This is a genomic window from Modestobacter sp. NPDC049651 (assembly GCF_040659695.1).
Lineage (GTDB): Bacteria > Actinomycetota > Actinomycetes > Mycobacteriales > Geodermatophilaceae > Modestobacter.
On record NZ_JBFAOG010000003.1, the window covers coordinates 351,549 to 369,936 of the forward strand.

At 75.7% G+C, this 18,388-nt stretch carries 19 protein-coding genes and 1 tRNA gene; 12 read left to right on the forward strand and 8 right to left on the reverse strand.

Going from position 1 to position 18,388, the window contains the following annotated elements:
* Positions 1 to 24 precede the first annotated feature (24 nt).
* Entirely contained in the window at positions 25 to 810 is a 786-nt protein-coding gene (locus AB0J00_RS07200; protein ID WP_357742278.1) for a DUF3662 and FHA domain-containing protein, read from the reverse strand.
* A 214-nt stretch (positions 811 to 1,024) separates the two neighbouring features.
* On the opposite strand from AB0J00_RS07200, the gene AB0J00_RS07205 reads away from it, so the two are divergent.
* Positions 1,025 to 1,110: transfer RNA gene (locus tag AB0J00_RS07205), tRNA-Leu, on the forward strand.
* A gap of 53 nt (positions 1,111 to 1,163) precedes the next feature.
* On the opposite strand, the gene AB0J00_RS07210 is transcribed toward AB0J00_RS07205, so the two are convergent.
* Positions 1,164 to 1,619 carry a DUF1707 domain-containing protein gene (locus AB0J00_RS07210; RefSeq protein ID WP_357742281.1) on the reverse strand — a complete coding sequence of 152 codons (456 nt, stop codon included), beginning with the start codon at positions 1,617 to 1,619 and terminating at the stop codon, positions 1,164 to 1,166.
* A gap of 158 nt (positions 1,620 to 1,777) precedes the next feature.
* Between AB0J00_RS07210 and AB0J00_RS07215 the strand changes: the two genes are divergently transcribed.
* Genes AB0J00_RS07215 through AB0J00_RS07225 form a run of 3 tightly spaced genes read left to right on the forward strand, consistent with a single transcriptional unit; the run spans position 1,778 to position 3,673 of the window.
* Positions 1,778 to 2,713, forward strand: coding sequence for an aldose 1-epimerase family protein (locus AB0J00_RS07215; RefSeq protein WP_357742284.1), 936 nt, complete (start codon positions 1,778 to 1,780; stop codon positions 2,711 to 2,713).
* The gene (locus tag AB0J00_RS07220) at positions 2,710 to 3,441 is read left to right on the forward strand and encodes an MOSC N-terminal beta barrel domain-containing protein (protein WP_357742287.1); all 732 of its coding nucleotides are present in this window, start codon (positions 2,710 to 2,712) and stop codon (positions 3,439 to 3,441) included. The genes AB0J00_RS07215 and AB0J00_RS07220 overlap by 4 nt, the downstream gene beginning before the upstream one ends.
* Positions 3,442 to 3,448: 7 nt before the next feature.
* Complete coding sequence (locus AB0J00_RS07225; RefSeq protein WP_357742290.1) at positions 3,449 to 3,673, forward strand: RNA-binding S4 domain-containing protein; 225 nt, start codon at positions 3,449 to 3,451, stop codon at positions 3,671 to 3,673.
* Between the two features lie 167 nt (positions 3,674 to 3,840).
* Here AB0J00_RS07225 and AB0J00_RS07230 read toward each other — a convergent pair whose 3' ends face one another.
* Positions 3,841 to 4,818: an endonuclease/exonuclease/phosphatase family protein gene (locus tag AB0J00_RS07230; RefSeq protein WP_357742293.1), complete on the reverse strand. Its 978-nt coding sequence runs from the start codon at positions 4,816 to 4,818 to the stop codon at positions 3,841 to 3,843.
* A gap of 134 nt (positions 4,819 to 4,952) precedes the next feature.
* On the opposite strand from AB0J00_RS07230, the gene AB0J00_RS07235 reads away from it, so the two are divergent.
* Positions 4,953 to 6,527, forward strand: coding sequence for a CYTH and CHAD domain-containing protein (locus tag AB0J00_RS07235; protein WP_357742295.1), 1,575 nt, complete (start codon positions 4,953 to 4,955; stop codon positions 6,525 to 6,527).
* Positions 6,528 to 6,667: 140 nt separating this feature from the next.
* Complete coding sequence (locus AB0J00_RS07240) at positions 6,668 to 7,573, forward strand: hypothetical protein (RefSeq protein WP_357742298.1); 906 nt, start codon at positions 6,668 to 6,670, stop codon at positions 7,571 to 7,573.
* An 11-nt stretch (positions 7,574 to 7,584) separates the two neighbouring features.
* Here the strand turns inward: AB0J00_RS07240 and AB0J00_RS07245 are convergent, their stop codons facing one another.
* Entirely contained in the window at positions 7,585 to 8,613 is a 1,029-nt protein-coding gene (locus AB0J00_RS07245) for an ATP-dependent 6-phosphofructokinase (RefSeq protein WP_357742301.1), read from the reverse strand.
* 89 nt (positions 8,614 to 8,702) lie between these two features.
* Here AB0J00_RS07245 and AB0J00_RS07250 point away from each other — a divergent pair, with 89 nt between their 5' ends.
* Positions 8,703 to 9,443 (forward strand): GntR family transcriptional regulator, encoded by a 741-nt coding sequence (locus tag AB0J00_RS07250; protein WP_357742303.1) that lies wholly within the window; start codon positions 8,703 to 8,705, stop codon positions 9,441 to 9,443.
* A 12-nt stretch (positions 9,444 to 9,455) separates the two neighbouring features.
* Here AB0J00_RS07250 and AB0J00_RS07255 read toward each other — a convergent pair whose 3' ends face one another.
* Positions 9,456 to 10,589, reverse strand: coding sequence for a GAF domain-containing protein (locus AB0J00_RS07255; RefSeq protein WP_357742305.1), 1,134 nt, complete (start codon positions 10,587 to 10,589; stop codon positions 9,456 to 9,458).
* Between the two features lie 164 nt (positions 10,590 to 10,753).
* On the opposite strand from AB0J00_RS07255, the gene AB0J00_RS07260 reads away from it, so the two are divergent.
* Entirely contained in the window at positions 10,754 to 12,550 is a 1,797-nt protein-coding gene (locus AB0J00_RS07260; RefSeq protein ID WP_357742308.1) for an EAL domain-containing protein, read from the forward strand.
* Here AB0J00_RS07260 and AB0J00_RS07265 read toward each other — a convergent pair.
* Positions 12,511 to 13,149, reverse strand: a complete 639-nt coding sequence (locus tag AB0J00_RS07265; protein WP_357742310.1) for an MBL fold metallo-hydrolase — start codon at positions 13,147 to 13,149, stop codon at positions 12,511 to 12,513. The two genes, AB0J00_RS07260 and AB0J00_RS07265, sit on opposite strands and share 40 nt — an antisense overlap.
* 127 nt (positions 13,150 to 13,276) lie before the next feature.
* On the opposite strand from AB0J00_RS07265, the gene AB0J00_RS07270 reads away from it, so the two are divergent.
* A complete protein-coding gene (locus AB0J00_RS07270) occupies positions 13,277 to 13,498 on the forward strand; it encodes a hypothetical protein (protein WP_357742313.1) in 222 nt (73 codons plus the stop codon).
* A 3-nt stretch (positions 13,499 to 13,501) separates the two neighbouring features.
* Here AB0J00_RS07270 and AB0J00_RS07275 read toward each other — a convergent pair whose 3' ends face one another.
* Entirely contained in the window at positions 13,502 to 14,044 is a 543-nt protein-coding gene (locus tag AB0J00_RS07275) for a hypothetical protein (RefSeq protein WP_357742315.1), read from the reverse strand.
* A 37-nt stretch (positions 14,045 to 14,081) separates the two neighbouring features.
* Positions 14,082 to 14,870, reverse strand: a complete 789-nt coding sequence (locus AB0J00_RS07280; RefSeq protein ID WP_357742318.1) for an enoyl-CoA hydratase-related protein — start codon at positions 14,868 to 14,870, stop codon at positions 14,082 to 14,084.
* A gap of 170 nt (positions 14,871 to 15,040) precedes the next feature.
* On the opposite strand from AB0J00_RS07280, the gene efeU reads away from it, so the two are divergent.
* The 3 genes from efeU to efeB are packed head-to-tail and all read left to right on the forward strand — an operon-like array spanning position 15,041 to position 18,372.
* The gene (efeU, locus tag AB0J00_RS07285) at positions 15,041 to 15,922 is read left to right on the forward strand and encodes an iron uptake transporter permease EfeU (RefSeq protein ID WP_357742321.1); all 882 of its coding nucleotides are present in this window, start codon (positions 15,041 to 15,043) and stop codon (positions 15,920 to 15,922) included.
* Positions 15,906 to 17,057 (forward strand): iron uptake system protein EfeO, encoded by a 1,152-nt coding sequence (gene efeO, locus AB0J00_RS07290; RefSeq protein WP_357742324.1) that lies wholly within the window; start codon positions 15,906 to 15,908, stop codon positions 17,055 to 17,057. The genes efeU and efeO overlap by 17 nt, the downstream gene beginning before the upstream one ends.
* A gap of 28 nt (positions 17,058 to 17,085) precedes the next feature.
* Entirely contained in the window at positions 17,086 to 18,372 is a 1,287-nt protein-coding gene (efeB, locus tag AB0J00_RS07295) for an iron uptake transporter deferrochelatase/peroxidase subunit (protein ID WP_357742327.1), read from the forward strand.
* Positions 18,373 to 18,388 lie beyond the last annotated feature (16 nt).

The following is an 18,388-nucleotide window of genomic DNA, read 5'->3' on the forward strand; positions in this document are numbered from 1 at the left end:
CGCTCACCTCCGCCCGACGGGGCGTCACCGGCCGTCCTGCCGGTACACCAGCACGGAGTGCCCGATCCGCAGGACGTCGCCGTCGGCCAGGTCCTGCCGCCCGACCCGCCGGCCGTTGACCAGGGTGCCGTTGGTGGAGCCGAGGTCCTCCACGGTGACCGTGCTCCCGGCCAGCTGCACGTCGACGTGCTTGCGGCTCACCCCGGTGTCGGGGATCCGGATGTCGGCCTCGGTGCCCCGGCCGATCACGTTGCTGCCCTGCTCCAGCACGTGCCTGGTGCCGGGGCCGTCGACGACCAGCAGGTGCGTGACGTGCGCGCCGAGCCGCTCGGCCGGCCGCGGCGGCTGGCCGCCCAGCGACGGCAGCGGCGGAAGCGGGGGGACGCCGGGCCCGGGGGGCGCCGGGACGGCGGCCTCCTGCCGGTGCGGGGGCGCGCCCGAGCCGGTGACGTGCGAGGCGACCTCGAAGACGCCGGTGCGCAGCTCCTCGTTGCGCTCCAGGTGCACCTCGACGTCGCCGAACGTCTCCCAGCCCTCCGCCTCGACGTGCTCGGTGACCATGTCGGCGAGCTCGGCGGACAGCTGCTCGGACCACTCGGCGAGGTTGTCGTGGTCGACCGGGCCGAGGGTCACGACGTAGACGTTGGGGGCGAGCACCCGGCCGCCGCCCAGCACGTTGCGCTGCTCGTCGGCCTCGCGCTGCAGGGCGTGGGCGATCTCGGCGGGGTGGACCTTGCCCTTGAAGATCCGGGCGAACGTCAGCCCCACCATGCCCTCGAGCCGTCGCTCGAAGCGCTGCAGCACACCCACAGTCGCTCCCTTGCGTTCGCTCGGCCTCCCACTGCCCCGGGCGCCGATGGTAACCGGGCGGGTGTCCCCCGTCCGGGTCGCAGCGCCGGGCGCCCCGGACGAAGTCGTCCCGTCGGGCGGTCGGTCCTGTCTACCAGCGGCGGGCGCTGCAGGGGGCCCGCCAGGGGGTGCGTGCAGGGGGTGTCGGACGGGCTGCTAGTGTTCTTCCTCGCCAGGGCAAGTGGCGGAATGGCAGACGCGCACGGTTCAGGTCCGTGTGTCCGAAAGGACGTGGGGGTTCAACTCCCCCCTTGCCCACCAGATTGAAGGCCCCCTCCCGACCGGGAGGGGGCCTTCGTCGTGTGTGGAGGGGGTCAGCCGGGCAGCCGGCGCGGGCCGTCGTCCGGGCGGTCGCCGCGCACCCGCTGGGCCAGCAGCACCACGCCCCACGGGCCGACCACCCACACCGGCCACGGGTAGATGAACTGCTGGCTGGCGATCATCGTGACCAGCCAGACGGTGATCACGATCAGCGAGGTGGCCGCCCAGCTGCGCCAGGCGTGCACGTTCCCCGAGCCGCCGGTGCAGACCTCGCCGCCGTGCGCGGGCGCGGGGGCCGGTGCCGGCACGGGTACCGCCGCGGGGCGCGGCTGGTCGGGCAGGTCGGCGGTGAGCGGCGTCAGCTCGCCGTAGGTCCGGGCGGCCCAGGTGCGGGTGAGCCGGTCGTCGTACTCCTCGACGGAGAGGCGGCCGGAGGTCATCGCGCGCCCCAGTGCCTCGGCCACCGCGGCGCGGTCGGCGTCGGCGGCGCGCAGGTGCGGCTCGGGCATGACGGCTCCTCGGGACGGCGTGCCACCAGTGTGCGGTGTCCTCCCCGCCGGGCACCACTGACGTCTGTCACGAACAGGAGCGGTCGTCAGTGCCCGTTCCACGTGGAACGGGCAGCGGTGGTGGGATGGACCGGCCCCACCGCTCACCTGGAGGAACCATGGCGCAGGACCCCACCACCGCGGCCCCCTGGCCGGCCACCGAGCCGCTCGGGGTGGAGCTCCGGCAGGGCGGGGCCCGGCTGGCCGTCGACCTGCGCGGCGGCGGTCTGCGGGAGCTCGCCGTCGGCGACTGGCAGGTGCTCGACGGCTACGCGGAGGGGACCGTGCCCGCCGGGCGGCGCGGCGGCGTGCTGCTGCCCTGGCCCAACCGGCTGCGCGGCGGCCGCTGGTCGTGGGGCGGCCGGGACCTGAAGCTGGACGTCGTCTCCGCCGAGTCGCCCAACGCCATGCACGGGCTGGTGTCCTGGCAGCCGTGGGCGGTGCTCGCGCAGACCGCGGACGCCGTCACCGTCGGCACCGTGGTCGAGCCGCGCAGCGGGTACCCGTTCCGGCTGGCCGCCGCGATCGACTACCGGCTGGCGGCCGACGGGCTCACGGTGACCGTCCGGGTGCGCAACGCCGGCAGCACCGACGCCCCGTTCGGCGCGGGCATGCACCCGTACCTGCACGTCGGCGCCGAGGCCGAGGGCGGCCTGGCCGACGCCGAGCTCAGCGTGCCGGCCCGCACCCGGATGGAGGTCGACGCCGGCCTGCCCACGGGCCGGAGCTCCGCCTTCGACGGAGCGGTCGGCCGGATCGGCGACCGGGAGCTCGACGACCCGGTCACCGACCTGGTGCGCGACGACGACGGCTGGGCCCGGCTGCGGCTGTCCGGCCCGCGCGGCGCGCTGGAGCTCGCCGTCGACGGGGCGTGGCCGTGGCTGCAGGTCTACTCCGGCGACACGCTGCCGGCCGGCCAGCGCCGGCGGAGCCTCGCGGTGGAGCCGATGACCTGCCCGCCGAACGCGCTGGCCGACGGCACGGACCTGGTCGTGCTGGCCCCGGGTGCCGACTGGTCGGGCACCTGGACGCTGCGGTGGACCCCCGCGGCGTGAGCGGCGGGCTGACCGTCGCGGCCCTGTGGCGGTACCCGGTGAAGTCGCTGCAGGGCGAGCGGCTGGACCGCGCGGACCTGGGGCCCGAGGGCATCGTCGGCGACCGCGGCTGGGCGCTGTTCGACGAGACCACCGGGTTCGGGCTCACCGCGCGCCGGGTGCCGGAGCTGCTGTTCGCCGCCGCCCGGCTGGCCGCCGACGGCGGGGCCGACGTCGTGCTGCCCGACGGCACGGTCACCCGGGACGACGCGGTGCTCTCGGACTGGGCCGGCCGGCGGATCGCGCTGCGCCGGGCCGGCGACGTCGCCGCGGCCCGTCGCTACGAGAGCCCGGACGACGTCGCCGACGACGGGCAGGACCGTGAGTGGCGGTCGTTCACCGGAGCGCACGGCGCCTTCCACGACGGCGCCGACTTCCGGGTCACGCTGGTGTCCGAGGGCACCCTCGGCGACTGGGACCCGCGGCGGTTCCGGGCCAACCTGGTGCTGGCCGGCGCGGGCGAGGACGCGCTGGTGGGATCCCGGGTGGCGGTCGGCACCGCCGAGCTCGAGGTGGTCGGCCGGGTGTCCCGGTGCGTGATGGTCACCCGCCCGCAGGCCGGCGGCATCGGCCGCGACACCGGCGTGCTGCGCGCCGTCCACCGGGAGCGGGACGGCGAGCTGGCGGTCGGCGCGCGGGTGCCCTGGCCGGGGTCGGTGGCCGTCGGCGACGAGGTCCGGCCGGTCTGAGGGGAGGATGGCCGCCGTGCGCACCATCGAACTGCGGAACGGCGAGGAGTCCATCCGGCTGGGGCAGCTGCTGAAGCTGGCCGACGCCGTCCCGACCGGGGCCCAGGTGAAGGACCTGCTCACGGCCGGGGACGTCACGGTCAACGGCGAGCCCGAGGAGCGCCGGGGCCGGCAGCTGCACCGCGGCGACGTCGTCTCGATCAGCGGGCAGGACGACGTCCGCATCGGTTGAGTGACCGGTGGTCAACCCACCGTGACGGCCCACCGAGGCCGTCGAGACTCCACACCGATCACACAGGATCGGTGTGTTCACCGCGCCTGCCGGGGCACGGGGAGTCCAGCCCCGGGCGGCGGTGGTGCGGAACCTGCCGCCCGGGGCTTCTCAACGTCCCGGGGCGCTCAGACCTCGACCGGCCCGGTCAGCGGCACCCGCAGCTCGGTGACCAGCGCCCGGTGGTCGGACCCCGGCACCCGCACCACCCCGAACGAGCGCACCCCCACGCGCGGGTCGGCGAGCACGTGGTCCAGCGTCAGCCGCGGCTCGGGCAAGCCCTCCGGCTGCCAGGTCGCCCGCCACGACTGACCGGTGGCCTGCGCGGCGTCCACCCAGCCGGTGCCGAGCAGCCGGCGGAAGGCCGCGTGGTCGACGGTGGCGTTGAAGTCGCCGGCCAGCACCCGCAGCACGTCGTCGTCCGGCTCGCCGAGCAGGGCGAGCTCCTCGGTCCACCGGCGCACGTGCTCGGACGAGCGGGCCGGCGGGTGGGTGTGCACCGCGGTCACCTCGACGTCCGGGGCGCCGGGGAGCACGAGCCGGGCGACCGGCTGGCCGAACCGGCCGGGCAGCACCGTCCGGGAGGCCACCTCCAGCCGGGTCCACATCGCGCCGCCGGCGCCGGCGGGCTGCCCCTCCCCGGCCGGGACGACGTGCGCCTCCGGCAGCAGGTCGGCGATGCCGGCGTCCAGCAGGGCGGTCACCGCCTCCGGGGTCACCTCCATGAGCGCGAGCACGTCGGCGTCGGTGGCGGCGACCAGGTCGCGGGTCGCGGCCGGGTCCGCCCGGCCGTGCAGCATGTTCAGCGAGACCAGCCGCAGCGGCCGGGACGCCGTGGGCCCGGCGGCCGGCCGGCGCCGCACCCGCTGGAGCACCGTGCCCCCGAGCAGCGCGGCCGAGGCGGCCGCCAGCGCGGTCGCCGGGCGGGAGCGGGTCGCCACCGCCGCGGCGAGCGGCAGCAGGCTGCTCGCCGCCGCGTACGGCGTCAACGCCAGGGCCGGGGTGACCGGGAAGCCGCGGTCGGCGCCGGTCGCGCGGACCGCGGCCCAGGCGGCCCACGGCAGCGCCAGGGCGGTGGCGGCGGAGGAGGTGCGGAGCGGGCTCACCGGGTCATCCTCGTCGGCCGCCCCGGTCGCCGCCTCATGATCACCTGGACGTGTGCCGTTCACCTCGGTGCGGTAGGACCAGCACCGCACAGCCGTGACCTGCGGTTGCGCCGCGGAACGAGGAGGTGTCCCAGGTGGCCGTCGAGCATCTGGAGATCGAGCGCAAGTTCGACGTCGGGGCGGGCTTCGCGCTCCCCGACCTGACCGGGCTGCCGGGGGTGGCGTCGGTCGGCGCGCCGGTGGAGCACGAGCTCGAGGCTGCGTACTACGACACCGCCGACCTGCGGCTGGCCCGCGCCCGGGTCACGCTGCGCCGGCGCACCGGCGGCACCGACGCCGGCTGGCACGTGAAGCTGCCGGCGGTGGCCGGCGGCCGCCGCGAGCTGCACTCGCCGGTCGGCCGCGCCGCCCGCACCCCACCGAAGGCGGTGCTCGCGCCGGTGCTGGGCATCGTGCGCACCGCCCCGGCCACCCAGGTCGCGCTGCTGCGCACCCGCCGGGTGGTCACCGAGCTGCTGGGCGAGGACGGCCGGGTGCTCGCCGAGGTGGCCGACGACCACGTCAGCGGCACCGCGTTCCCCGCCGGGCCCGGCGAGGCTGCCGTCGTCACCGCCTGGCGCGAGGTCGAGGTGGAGCTGGTCGACGGCGACGAGGACCTGCTCGCCGCGGTCGCCGACGCGCTGGTCGCGGCCGGCGCCGCGCCCGCCACGTCCCCGGCGAAGCTGTCCCGGGTGCTCGCCGACCGGCTCGCCGCGCTCGCCGGCCCGGCTCCCGCCGCGCCGGTGAAGGCCAAGGGCAAGGGCGGGAAGAAGAAGCACGGCAAGAAGGCCGCCGGGCCGCGGCCGGTCGCCGCGGACGTCGTCCGCACCGTGCTGCGCGAGCAGCTGCAGGGCCTGCAGGACGCCGACCTGATGGTGCGCACCGGCCAGCCGGACGGCGTCCACCAGGTGCGGGTGGCCTGCCGGCGGCTGCGCAGCGTGCTGGCCGTGTTCCGCCCGGTCCTCGACCCGGAGCGCACCGAGCCGCTGCGCGCGGCGCTGCAGGAGGTCGGCCGCACGCTGTCCGGGACCCGGGACTCCGAGGTCACGCTGGCCCACCTGCGCGAGGTCGTCGCCGCCCAGCCGGTCGAGCTGGTCCTCGGGCCCGTGGCCGCGCGGCTGCAGCAGACCGAGATCCGGGACACCGCCGCCGGCGAGAAGGCGGCGCTCCGCTCGCTGGGCGACCCGCAGTACCTGCGGCTGCTCGACGAGCTCGATGCCCTGGCCGCCGACCCGCCGTTCACCGAGTGGGCCGACGAGCCGGCCGACGAGGTGGCCCGCGCGGTGCTGCGCGGCGCGGTGAAGCGGCTGACCAAGCGGGTCGACGCCGCGGTGGACGCCGACGACGACCAGGCGCTGCACGACGTCCGGAAGGCCGCCAAGCGGCTGCGCTACACCGCCGAGGCGGTCGCCCCGGTGCTCGGCGCGCCCGTCCGCACGCTGGTCAAGGAGCTCAAGGGCGTGCAGGAGGTGCTCGGCGACCGGCAGGACACCTTCATCACCCGGCAGCTCTGCCACGACCTGGGCCTGCAGGCGTTCGCCGCCGGGGAGAACGCCTGGACCTGGGGGCGGCTGCACGCGCTGGAGGAGGCCCGGGCCGCCGACGCCGAGCGGGCGTTCTGGCAGCGCTGGCCGCAGCTGCGCCCGGTGCTCGCGGGGGCGGTGCGCTAGCTGCGGGCCGTGGTGGAGCCGCACCGCGGGGTCACGGCGGTGCGGCGCGGCGGCCGTGAAGCCCCCCGCACCTCGCGGCCGCCGCGGTTCCGTTGGTACACACCCGACGTGGCCGTGACGTGGCCGCGGAGGTGCGGGGGATGGACGCTGCGGTCGGGGTGCGGCTGGCGGCCGCCCGGCTGACGACGCTGCTGATGGAGCCGCGGTACCGCCGGCACTGGCAGGTGCACAGCGCGGTGCGGCGCGCGGAGCTGTCCCGCGCCGCGGTGGCGACCGTGCTCGCCCGCCACCTGTTCGAGACGGGGGAGGCGGGTCAGGAGCGGGAGCCGCGCAGCCTGGAGAACCGGGTGGGGCGCGCGCTCAACGGCGTCCGGCTGTCCGACCGCACGCTGGAGCTGTTCATCGCCGCGTTCGGCATGACCGCCGCGGACGCCGACGAGCTGCGGGCGTTGCGCACCGGCCGCAGCACGCCCGGGCAGCTGGTGGTCGCCGACGCGCTGGACGGCGAGCGGCCGCTCCCCCCGCGCAGCTGCCGCACCCTGCAGCTGGCCGAGGAGCACGTGGTCGGTGCCGACCGGTCGCCGCGCCGCCACCGCACCCGGCAGCTGCTCGTCGCCGTCGAGCCGACCGAGCGCTGGCACTACGCCTTCGACACCCCGCACGCCGCGGTGTCGGTGCTGGCGGGCGGGGTGCCGGTGGGGGCCTTCCGGCTGCCCGGCTCACCGATCCACGTGGTGGAGGTCCACCTGCACCAGCCGCTGCTGCCGGGGCAGACGACGCTGCTGGAGCTCGAGACGGTGTTCGCCTACCCCGAGCCGCCGCGGCCGGAGTTCCGCCGCGGCGTCTCCGCCTCGGTGCGGCACCTGGCCACCACGCTGCGGTTCGACGCGGCGGCGCAGCCCCGCCGCATCTGGTGGGGCTGCTGGACCGACGTCACCGCGACCGCGCCGGTCCAGCGGACGCCGGTCCGGCTGGTCGGCGGCGAGACCTCCCACGAGCTGGTCCCCGACGGCGAGTGCGTCGTCGGCTGGACCTGGGAGTGGTGAGGCCGCAGGCGTCAGCCGATGAAGGGGGCGAGCTCGTCCAGGCGCTCCTGGGGCACCGTCTTGAGCTTGGCGACGGCCTCCTTGAGCGGCACCATCTCGATCTCCGTCCCGTGCAGGGCGACCATGTTGCCGAACTCGCCCTCGTGCGCGGCGATCGCGGCGTGCAGGCCGAAGCGGGTGGCCAGCACCCGGTCGAACGAGGTGGGCGTGCCGCCGCGCTGCACGTGGCCGAGCACCGTCGTCCGCACCTCCTTGCCCGTGCGCCGCTCCAGCTCGTCGCCGAGCTGCTGGGCGACGCCGGTGAACCGCCGGTGGCCGAACTCGTCGATGCCGCCGTCGCGCAGCTGCATGGTGCCGGCCTTCGGGGTGGCGCCCTCGCTGACCACGATGATCACGTGCGCGTTGCCGCGGTCGAAGCGGTCGCTGACCACCCGGCACACCTGCTCGACGTCGAAGGGCTGCTCGGGCATCAGCATGAGGTGGGCCCCGGCGGCCATGCCGGCGTTGAGCGCGATCCACCCGGCGTGCCGGCCCATGACCTCCACCAGCAGCACCCGCTGGTGCGACTCGGCGGTGGTGTGCAGCCGGTCGATCATCTCGGTGGCGATGCTGACCGCGGTGTCGAACCCGAAGGTCAGGTCGGTGCCGTCGATGTCGTTGTCGATCGTCTTGGGCACGCCGACCACCGGCACGCCCTCGTCGGCCAGCCACGCGGCCGCGGTGAGCGTGCCCTCGCCGCCGATCGGGATGAGCACGTCGACGCCGTGCTGCTCGAGCACCTCCTTGGTGCGGCCCAGGCCGTCGCGCAGCCGCTGCGGCGCGACGCGCATGGTGCCCAGCGTCGTCCCGCCGCGGGTGAGCAGCCGGTTCACCTTGTGGTGGTCCAGCGGCATCCACTCGTCCTCGAGGAGCCCGCGCCAGCCGTTGCGGAACCCGATGACCTCGCTGCCGTACTGCCGCTCCGCCGTCCGGACCACCGCCCGCAGCACCGCGTTGAGGCCGGGGCAGTCGCCCCCGCCGGTCAGCACACCGATGCGCATGAGCTCTCTCCTCCGGACGAGTGGTCCACCTCACGAGCACGGTACGTCATGACGTCTAGACGTCTCCGACGTGCAGTACCTTTTCCCACGTGTCGAGTCCGGAGGCGGGGCCCAAGTACCTCGCCGTGCGTGAGGCCCTGCGCCGCCGTGCGGCGGCGCTGCCCGAGCACACCCTGCTGCCGCCGGAGCCGGTGCTCTGCGCGGAGTACGGCGTCAGCCGGATCACCCTGCGCCGAGCCGTCGACGGGCTGGTCGCCGACGGGCACCTGGTGCGGGAGCAGGGCCGGGGCACCTTCGTGAGCCGCCCGGGCATCCGGCACGAGTACCGCGAGAGCTTCGTGCACCGGATCGCCGGCTTCCACTCGGTGATGACCGAGCAGGGCGCCCAGGTGGGCACCAGCGTGCTGTCCCAGCGGATCGTGCCCGCCGCCCCGGCGATCGCCGGTGAGCTGGGCATCGTCACCGCGCAGGACGTCGTCGAGCTCGTCCGGCTGCGCAGCGTCGACGGGCTGCCCAACCACGTGGTGCGCAGCTTCCTGCCCGCCGACCGGTACCCCGAAGCCGCCACCGAGGACTTCAGCAACGGCTCGCTGTACGAGTTCCTGCGCCGGGAGTACGCCGCCGACCTCGCCCACGCCCACCTGGTGGTCGACGTCGGCACCGCGGCCGCCGACGAGGCCGACCTGCTGCAGATCGTCGCCGGCTCGCCGCTGCTCGTGGTCCGCACCACGGTGCGCGACAGCGGGGGCCAGCCGCTGGTGCACTCGTTCAGCCGGCTGCGGCCGGACGTCAGCCAGGTCGAGTTCGAGGTGTCGGTCGGCGGGCGCTGACCCCTCGGCAGCTCAGGCCGGGGCGTCGCGCAGCCGGTCGCGCTGCTCGCGCAGCAGCACCCGGTCCAGCGCGTGGCCGAGGTGGTGGGCCAGGTCGGTGACCACCGCGCGCACCGGGCCGTCGATCTCCCGAGGCTGCCGCCAGCAGACCAGCAGCGCCCCGGTGGAGGCGTGCTGGCCCATCGCCAGCGGCACGGCCACCGCCGAGGCGCAGGCCCCGCCGGGCAGCGCGGCCACGTCCGGCGGGGCACCGGTGACCGGGTCGGCGACGACCACCCGGCGGCCGCGCAGCGCGGCGGTCAGCGGGTGCGCGTCGTCCAGGCAGAGCACGGCGGCGGGGCCGTCGAGCGGGGTGCTGCCGGTCGAGGTCGACCACACCCGGACGTCGGAGCTCCCCGACTCGGCCACGCCGAGCGCGACCGTGGCGGCGCCCAGCGGTGAGCGGACCAGCCGGTCGGCCACCCGCAGCACGTCGCCCAGCCCGCCGGCGCCCAGCAGCGCCGACGACAGCCGGGCGACCACCCGGGCGCGATCGGCCTCCGCCTCGGCCAGCAGCAGCGCCTCCCGCGCCGACTCGGCGGCGGCCCGCGCGGAGGCGTCGTCGCGGACCGCGACCGCTGCGGCCTCCTGCTCGGCGAGCTCCAGGGCGCGGGTCTGCAGCAGCCGCGAGCACAGCGCCGCCCACCGCTCCAGCACGGCGGCCTCGTGCGCCGTCCAGTGGCGGGGGACGTCGTCGCTCGCGGCCAGCGCGCCGATGGGGCGGCCCCGCCCGTCGACCAGCGCGACGGCCATGTGCGACCGCACGCCCAGCTGGTCGACGATGGCCCGGTCGACGAGCTCCCCGGCGTCCAGGACGTCGTCGACGAACAGCGGGCGCCCCGTGCTCACGACGTGCCGGCTCAGCGACATGCTCAGCGGCAGCGACCGCTGGCTCGCCCAGGGCTCCGGGAGACCGAAGGCGCCGGGGAAGACCTGACCGGCCTTGGACACCAGCACCACGAGCACGCGCTGCACGGCCAGCTCGGTGGCCACCTGCGCGGCGAGCCGGTCGAAGTCGGGGTCCGGGCGGGCCGGCAGCGCCGCCCAGGTGGGGAGCTCGTAGCGCCCGGGCGCGGTGGGGACGTGCTCGTGCTCGTGTCCCTGCATGTCGTGCGCGTGCATGGTGCGGTCTCGCCTCCCCCCACTCACGCCGGCGGCGTGTTCCCCCGTGGACGGTGCTCACCCCATCGTGGCAGGCCGATGCTGTCAGACTCGAGAGCATGCCGCCGGTCGGTCGACACGCAGACGTGGACCAGCTCCAGGAGCCCCCGGTGGCCGCCGTCCGTGACCTGCTCGACCGCAGGGCGCTGACCAGCCTGTTCCAGCCGATCGTCGAGCTTGACACCGGCCGGGTGGTGGCCTACGAGGCGCTCGCGCGCGGTCCGGAGGGCCCGCTGCGGTCACCGGAGGCGCTGTTCGCGGCCGCGCGGGACGCCGGCTGCCTGGCCGAGCTGGACCAGGCCTGCCGTTCGGCGGCGCTGCGCGGCGCCGTCCTGCAGGGGCTGCTGGCCCCGCTGACGGTGTTCGTCAACGTCGAGCCCGAGGTGCTCGACGAGGAGCCGATGGCCGAGCTGCTGCAGCGCGCGGGCTCGGTGCCCGGCGACCTGCGGGTGGTCCTGGAGATCACCGAGCGCGCGCTGGCCGCCCGCCCGGCCGAGCTGCTGCGCACCGTGGACCGGGCGCGGGCGTCGGGCTGGGCGATCGCGCTGGACGACGTGGGCGCGGAGTCCTCGTCGCTGGCGTTCATGCCGCTGCTGCGCCCCGACGTCATCAAGCTGGACCTGCGGCTGGTGCAGGAGCGCCCCGGCCCGGCGATCGCCGAGATCATGAACGCCGTCAACGCGCACGCCGAGGCCACCGGTGCGGTGGTGCTCGCCGAGGGCATCGAGGACGGCCGGCACCTCACCATGGCCGGCGCGCTGGGGGCCTCGCTGGGCCAGGGCTGGCTGTTCGGCCGTCCGGGGCCCGGCGCCGTCCCCGGCCAGCGGATCGGCGAGCTGCACCTGCCCCCGCCCCCGCCGCCGGCCGACCCGTCGGGCGCCTCCCCGTTCGCCTGCCTGCCCGACGAGGTGCCGCTGCGCACCGCGCCCAAGGCGCTGCTGATCGAGCTGAGCAAGCAGCTGGAGCGCCAGGCGATGCGGCTGGGGGAGACCTGCGTGGTCGCCTCGGCGTTCCAGGAGGCCCGGCACGTCACGCCCTCGACCCGGGCCCGCTACCGCGACCTGGTCGACCGGGTGGGTTTCGTGGCCGCGCTGGGCGAGGGGCTGTCGGCCGAGCCGCTGCCGGGCGTGCGCGGCGCCGAGCTCGCACCCGACGACCCGGTGCGCGGCGAGTGGGACGTCGTGGTGCTGAGCCCCCACTTCAGCGCCGCGCTGCTGGCCCGCGACCTCGGGGACGACGGCCCGGACCGGGACCGCCGGTTCGCGTTCGCCCTGACCTACGACCGGGACGTCGTCGTCCGCGCGGCCCGCGCCCTGCTGAGCCGGGTGGCGCCGCGGGAGGTGCCGCTGCCCGAGCCCGCCCCCCGCCCGGTGCCCGCGGCGGTCACGCCGCCGATGCTCACCGGCACCCCGGCCGGCACGGTCGGCGAGGTGCTGCTGCACCGCGCGCTGGCCGCGACGGGCACCGGGATCAGCATCGTCGACCTCCGGCTGCCCGACCAGCCGCTGGTCTACGTCAACCCGGCGTTCGAGCGGCTGGCCGGTGCCCCGGCGGGGGAGGTGCTGGGGCGCAACTGCCGCTTCCTGCAGTGCCCGGACACCGACCCGGCGGCGGTCGCGCGCATCCGGCAGGCGATCGCCGACGGCGCGGAGTGCACCGAGGTGCTGCTCAACCGGCGGGCCGACGGCAGCACCTGGTGGAACGAGTGCCGGCTGACGCCGGTCCGCGACACCGCCGGCGCCGTCGTCCAGTACATCGGGGTGCAGACCGACGTCACCGCCCGGGTCGAGGCCGAGCGGGCGCTGGCCACCGAGCGGGACCGCAGCCGCGACTACGCGACCCGGCTGGCCGCGATCGACGGCCCGGCTCAGACCTCGACGGTGTCGCCGACGGCCAGCCGGCCGTAGGGCACCGGCACGCCCGGGCCGCGCTCGCCGAGCAGGCCCGCGACGCTGGCCTGCCCGATCTCGCTGAGCAGCGCGTCGTGCACGCCGAAGGCGCGCCCGGCGCGGACCTCGCGCAGGTAGTCGATGAGCTCGGCGAGCTTCGACCAGGGCGCGTGCGCCGGCAGCAGCAGCGTCGGGACGTCGACCTCGGGCACGGTGAGCGCGTCGCCGGGGTGGAAGACCTGACCGTCGACGAGGAAGCCGACGTTGGCGATGCGCGGGATGTCCGGGTGGATGACCGCGTGCCACTCGCCGTGCACGGAGACGTCGAAACCGGCGGCGGTGAACGTGTCGCCGCGGCCCACGGTGTGCACCCGACCGGCGGCGCCCTCGAGCTGGGCGGCGACCGAGGAGTTGGTCCACACCTCGAGCGCGGGGTCGGCGTCCAGCGCGGCCCGGACCTTCTCCGGGGCGAAGTGGTCGAAGTGCTCGTGGGTGACCAGCAGCGCGGTGGCGCCGGCCCAGGCGGCGTCGGCGGTGAACGCGCCCGGGTCGATGAGCAGCCGGCGGTCGCCGTCGGACAGGACGACGCAGGCGTGGCCGTGCTTGGTGAGCTGCACCGGGACCTCCTGGGATGGGGGGGACGACGGGTGCACGCTGCCACGTCGTCCCTGCCCGCGGACGCCGGGGTGACCACATCGGGGGGCGGCCCTTCAGCCGGGAGCCCGACCTGCCGACTCCTCCTGTGTGATCGCCGAGACCGCCCTCACCCTGGTCGCCGCCCGCAGCCGCCCGCACGGCGGTGTCCCCGCCCAGTGGCACGCGGTGGAAGTGCACCGCTCGCTGGCCGAGATGGACGGCGCGTGCGAGCTCACCGTCTGCGGCACCCTCGCCCGGGTCGCCACCGAGCAGGACTGGCCGGCCGAGGGCGACCACGTCTGCCCGGCCTGCCTCGCCGCCACCCGCTGAGCTTCAGCCCCCCGCTGCTGGGGCCGCGCCCGCATCCAGCTCAGCGAGCAGCCGCTGCGCGCGGCCGATCGCCCACCTGCCCAGCAGCAGCACCAGCACCGCCAGGGCCACGAAGAGCGCCGGACCGAGCCACCAGACGCCCGGGTCGACGATGTCGCTGGGCCGCACCGCGACCAGCCAGATGGCCGTGACTCCGAGCAGGATCAGCACCACCCCCGTGGTCGCCCGCCGGTAGATCCGTTTCACGTGGATCAGCGCAGCGCGCATGGTGGCCGGGTCGGCCCCGTCCGGCAGCCGCCCGCGGGTGACGGCGCGCTGGGCGGTGGCCGTCTCCGGCGGGGCGCCGGCGCTGGCCCACACGACGAACACCGGACCGAGGCCACCGATCAGCCCGAGCACCGCGGCGTCCGACCAGCTCCGCGTCGGGTCGTGGGTGACCGTGTCGGCCAGCCACCGGAGGACGGTGAGCAGCGCGGCGCTGACGAGGTAGACCACCAGCAGGCGGCCGGCGCGGCCCGCTGGAGAGGTCGGCCACCGCCCGGTCACCAGGAGATGATCACCGACGGCGGGTCATCCGGCCAGGTCAGCGGCCGGTGAACGTCGGCTTCCGCTTGGCCAGGAAGGCCTCGACCGCCTCGCGGTGGTCCTGGGTCGCGCCGAGCTCCGCCTGCAGCCGGGCCTCCAGCGCCAGGGTGTCGGTCAGCGGGTCGGTCGCCGCGGTGGCCAGCACCGTCTTCAGCGCCCGGTAGGCCAGCGTCGGGCCGGCCGCCAGCCGCGCCGCCAGCGCCTGCGCCTCGGGCAGCACCTGGTCCGGCTCCACCACCCGGTGCACCAGGCCCCACATCGCGGCCGTCTCGGCCGGGAACGGGTCGGGCAGCAGCAGGATCTCGGTGGCCCGCGAGCCACCCACGCAGTGCACCAGCCGCGACGCCAGCGCCGTGTCGCTGGACAGCCCGATCCCGGCGAACGCCGTCGTGAACTTCGCCCCGGCCGCGGCGATCCGCAGGTCACCGGCGAGCGCGATGCCCAGCCCCGCGCCGGCGCAGGCACCGTTGATCGCGACCACCACCGGCACCCGCACCTCGGCCAGCGCCAGCACCAGCGGGTTGTACTCGCGCTCCACCACCGACAGCGCGCCCTCGGGCGGCGTCTCCGGCGAGCGCAGCACCTCGACGTGCTCGCCCAGGTCCTGGCCGACGCAGAACGCCCGGCCGGACCCGGTGAGCACCACGGCGCGCACCGACGGGTCCGCGGTCACGTCGCGCACCGCGGCGATCAGCTCGGTGCGCAGCCGGGTGGTCAGCCCCGGCTGCTGCAGGGTGATGGTCGCGACGCCGTCGGCGTCGGTGCGGGTCACGGTCGGCTCGGACACCGTCGTCCTCTCGTCGGGGTGTGTGCGGAGTCACCTTCGCAGGTGGGCGGCGGGGCGCGTCAGCCCTCCCGGTGGAAGACCCCTTGGCACAGGCAAGGCTGGGCTGTCTAAGGTGAGCCTCACCTCTGCCGGCCGGCCGGGGGGTCGTCCGCGTCGGAGGTGGGTGCTCGGTGTTCGCTGCCAGCTACCTGATCGGGCTCCGCGAGGGCCTGGAGATGGTCCTCGTCGTCAGCGTGCTCGTCGCCTACCTGGTCAAGACCGGGCGGCGGAACCAGCTGCTCCCCGTCTACGGCGGGGTCGGCGCGGCGGTCGTCGTGTCGGTCGGCTTCGGCTGGCTGCTCACCTACGTCTCCTCCAGCGTGCTGTACGGCCCGGAGCACGAGCTGTTCGACGCGATCACCTCGGTCATCGCCGTCGGGCTGGTCACCTGGATGATCTTCTGGATGCGCCGGACGGCGCGGAAGCTCTCCAAGGAGCTGCGCGGCCGGCTGGACGACGCGATCGGGCTGGGCCTCGGCGCCGTCGTCGGCATCGCGTTCCTCGCCGTGGTCCGCGAGGGCCTGGAGACCACCCTGCTGTTCTTCGCCTCCGCGCAGGGCGCCACCAGCTCCACCCCGCTGGTCGGCCTCGCCGTCGGCCTGCTCAGTGCCGTGGTCATCGGCGTCGCGCTCTACCAGGGCGCGGTCCGGATCAACCTGACGAAGTTCTTCACCGTCAGCGGGGTGCTGCTGGTCTTCGTGGCCGCGGGCATCTTCAAGTACGCCGTCCACGACTTCCAGGAGGCCGGCGTCCTGCCCGGGCTGTCGACCCTCGCGTTCGACGCGACCGGCTGGCTGGACCCCTCCAGCTGGTACGGCGCCGTCGTCGCCGGCCTGTTCAACATCACCCCGCAGCCCAGCGTGCTGGAGATGGTGGCCTACGTGGTCTACCTCGTCCCGGTGCTGGCGCTCTTCCTCCTGCCCGGCCGGAAGGCCGCGTCCACCCCGGCCCCGGCGACCACGCCCGCGCCCAACACCGCCTCGGAGATCCCCGCGCATGTCGACGCCGCGTAAGCGCACCGCCCCCGCCGTCCTCGGCGTCACCTCGCTCGCCCTGGTCCTCGCGGCCTGCGGCGGCACCGACGGCTCCTCCGGCGGCGGCGGTGGCAAGAAGGCCAGCGACGACATCGCCGTGGCCGCCACCGACAGCGCCTGCACGGTCGACGCCAGCGAGCTCGAGGCGGGCACCCACAAGTTCACGGTGACCAACACCGGCAGCAAGACCACCGAGTTCTACGTCTACGCGGACGGCGACCGGATCATGGGCGAGGTCGAGAACATCGCCCCCGGGGTCGCCCGCCCGCTGCTCGTCGAGCTGCCCGCCGGCGACTACCAGACCGCCTGCAAGCCGGGCATGGTCGGCAAGGGCATCCGCAACGACCTGACGGTCACCGGCGAGACCACGAAGCTGTCCGACGACCAGGCGCTGTCCGACGCCGTCGCCGGCTACACCCGGTACGTGCAGAGCCAGGTCACCGCCCTGCAGGACCAGACCCGGCAGTTCGCCGACGCGGTCAAGGCCGGCGACGTGCCGAAGGCGCAGGCCCTGTACCCGGTGGCCCGCTCCTACTACGAGCGGATCGAGCCGGTGGCCGAGAGCTTCGGCGACCTCGACCCGGAGATCGACGCCCGGGAGAACGACGTCGAGGAGGGCACCACCTGGACCGGGTTCCACGTGCTGGAGAAGACGCTGTGGACCGGCGGTGACCTGGCCGCCGCCGGCCCGGTCGCCGACGAGCTGGTGAAGGACGTCGACGCGCTGGCCGACGAGGTCAAGGGCATCGACCTGCAGCCGCTGGACCTCGCCAACGGCGCGCTCGGCCTGCTCGACGAGATCGCGAAGAGCAAGGTCACCGGCGAGGAGGACCGCTACTCGCACACCGACCTGTACGACTTCGCGGCCAACCTCGAGGGCTCCGAGCAGGCGGTGCAGTCGCTGCGCCCGGTGCTCGCCGAGCGCGACGCGGACCTGGCCACCGCGCTGGACGAGCAGTTCACGGCGGCGAAGGCCGAGCTGGAGAAGTACCGTCGGGGGGACGGCTGGGCCATCTACACCGAGCTGACGCCGGACCAGACCCGCGGCCTGTCCGACTCGATCAACGCCCTCGCGGCGCAGGTCAGCCAGGTGCCCGCCGTGGTCGCCCAGTAGGACCCCTCACCCAGGAGAACGCTGCGCAGTGGACGAGCACGCCCCCGACCCGGCTGCCCCGACCTCCCCGACCGGTGGCTTCTCCCGGCGCCGGCTGTTCGGGCTGGCCGGTGCCGGGGCGGTCGGCGTCGCCGCGGCCGGCGTGGCCGGCGGTGCGATCGGCCGGGCCACCGCCGCCGAGCCGGTGTCGCCGGCCGACGCCGCGGGCGACGCGGTCGGGTTCACCGGCACGCACCAGGCGGGCATCACCACCCCGCAGCAGGACCGGCTGCACTTCGTCGCCTTCGACGTCACCACCCGGGACCGGGACGCGCTCGTCCGGCTGCTGCAGAAGTGGACCGAGGCCGCCCGGCGGATGACCGCCGGGCAGGACGCCGGCCCGATCGGCGCGGTCGAGGGCAGCGAGTACGCGCCGCCGGACGACACCGGCGAGGCCATCGGGCTCCCGGCGTCCGGGCTGACCCTCACCGTCGGCTTCGGCCCGACGCTGTTCCGCGCCGCCGACGGCACCGACCGCTTCGGCCTGGCCGACCGGCAGCCCGAGGCGCTCACCGAGCTGCCCGCGTTCGCCGGCGACGAGCTCGACCCGGCGCGCTCCGGTGGCGACCTGTGCGTGCAGGCCTGCGCCAACGACCCGCAGGTCGCGGTGCACGCAGTGCGCAACCTGGCCCGCATCGGGCAGGGCGTGGTCAGCGTGCGCTGGTCGCAGCTGGGCTTCGGCCGGACGTCGTCCACCTCGACCGGCCAGGCCACCCCGCGCAACCTGTTCGGGATGAAGGACGGCACCGACAACCTGAAGTCGGAGAGCCCCAAGGCGCTCGACCAGTTCGTCTGGGTCGCCGACGGGGACGGCCCGGACTGGCTCACCGGCGGCTCGTACGTGGTGACCCGGCGGATCCGGATGGAGATCGAGACCTGGGACCGCCAGCCGCTGCGCGAGCAGGAGCAGACGATCGGCCGCACCAAGGGCGCCGGCGCCCCGCTCGGCGCGAAGGCCGAGTTCGACCCGGTCGACCTGGAGAGGCTGCCGAAGGACTCGCACGTGCGGCTCGCGCACCCGACGACCTCGGGGACGGCGATCCTGCGACGCGGCTACAGCTTCGTCGACGGCTCCGACGGGCTCGGCCGGCTGGACGCCGGGCTGTTCTTCATCTGCTACCAGCGCGACCCGCGCACCGGGTTCGTGCAGGTGCAGAAGAACCTGCGCACCGACAAGCTCAACGAGTACGTCAAGCACACGTCGTCCGCGGTGTTCGCCTGCCCGCCGGGGATCACCGGCCCCGACGACTGGTGGGGCCGGGCGCTCTTCAGCTGAGTGGAGTCCCAGCGCT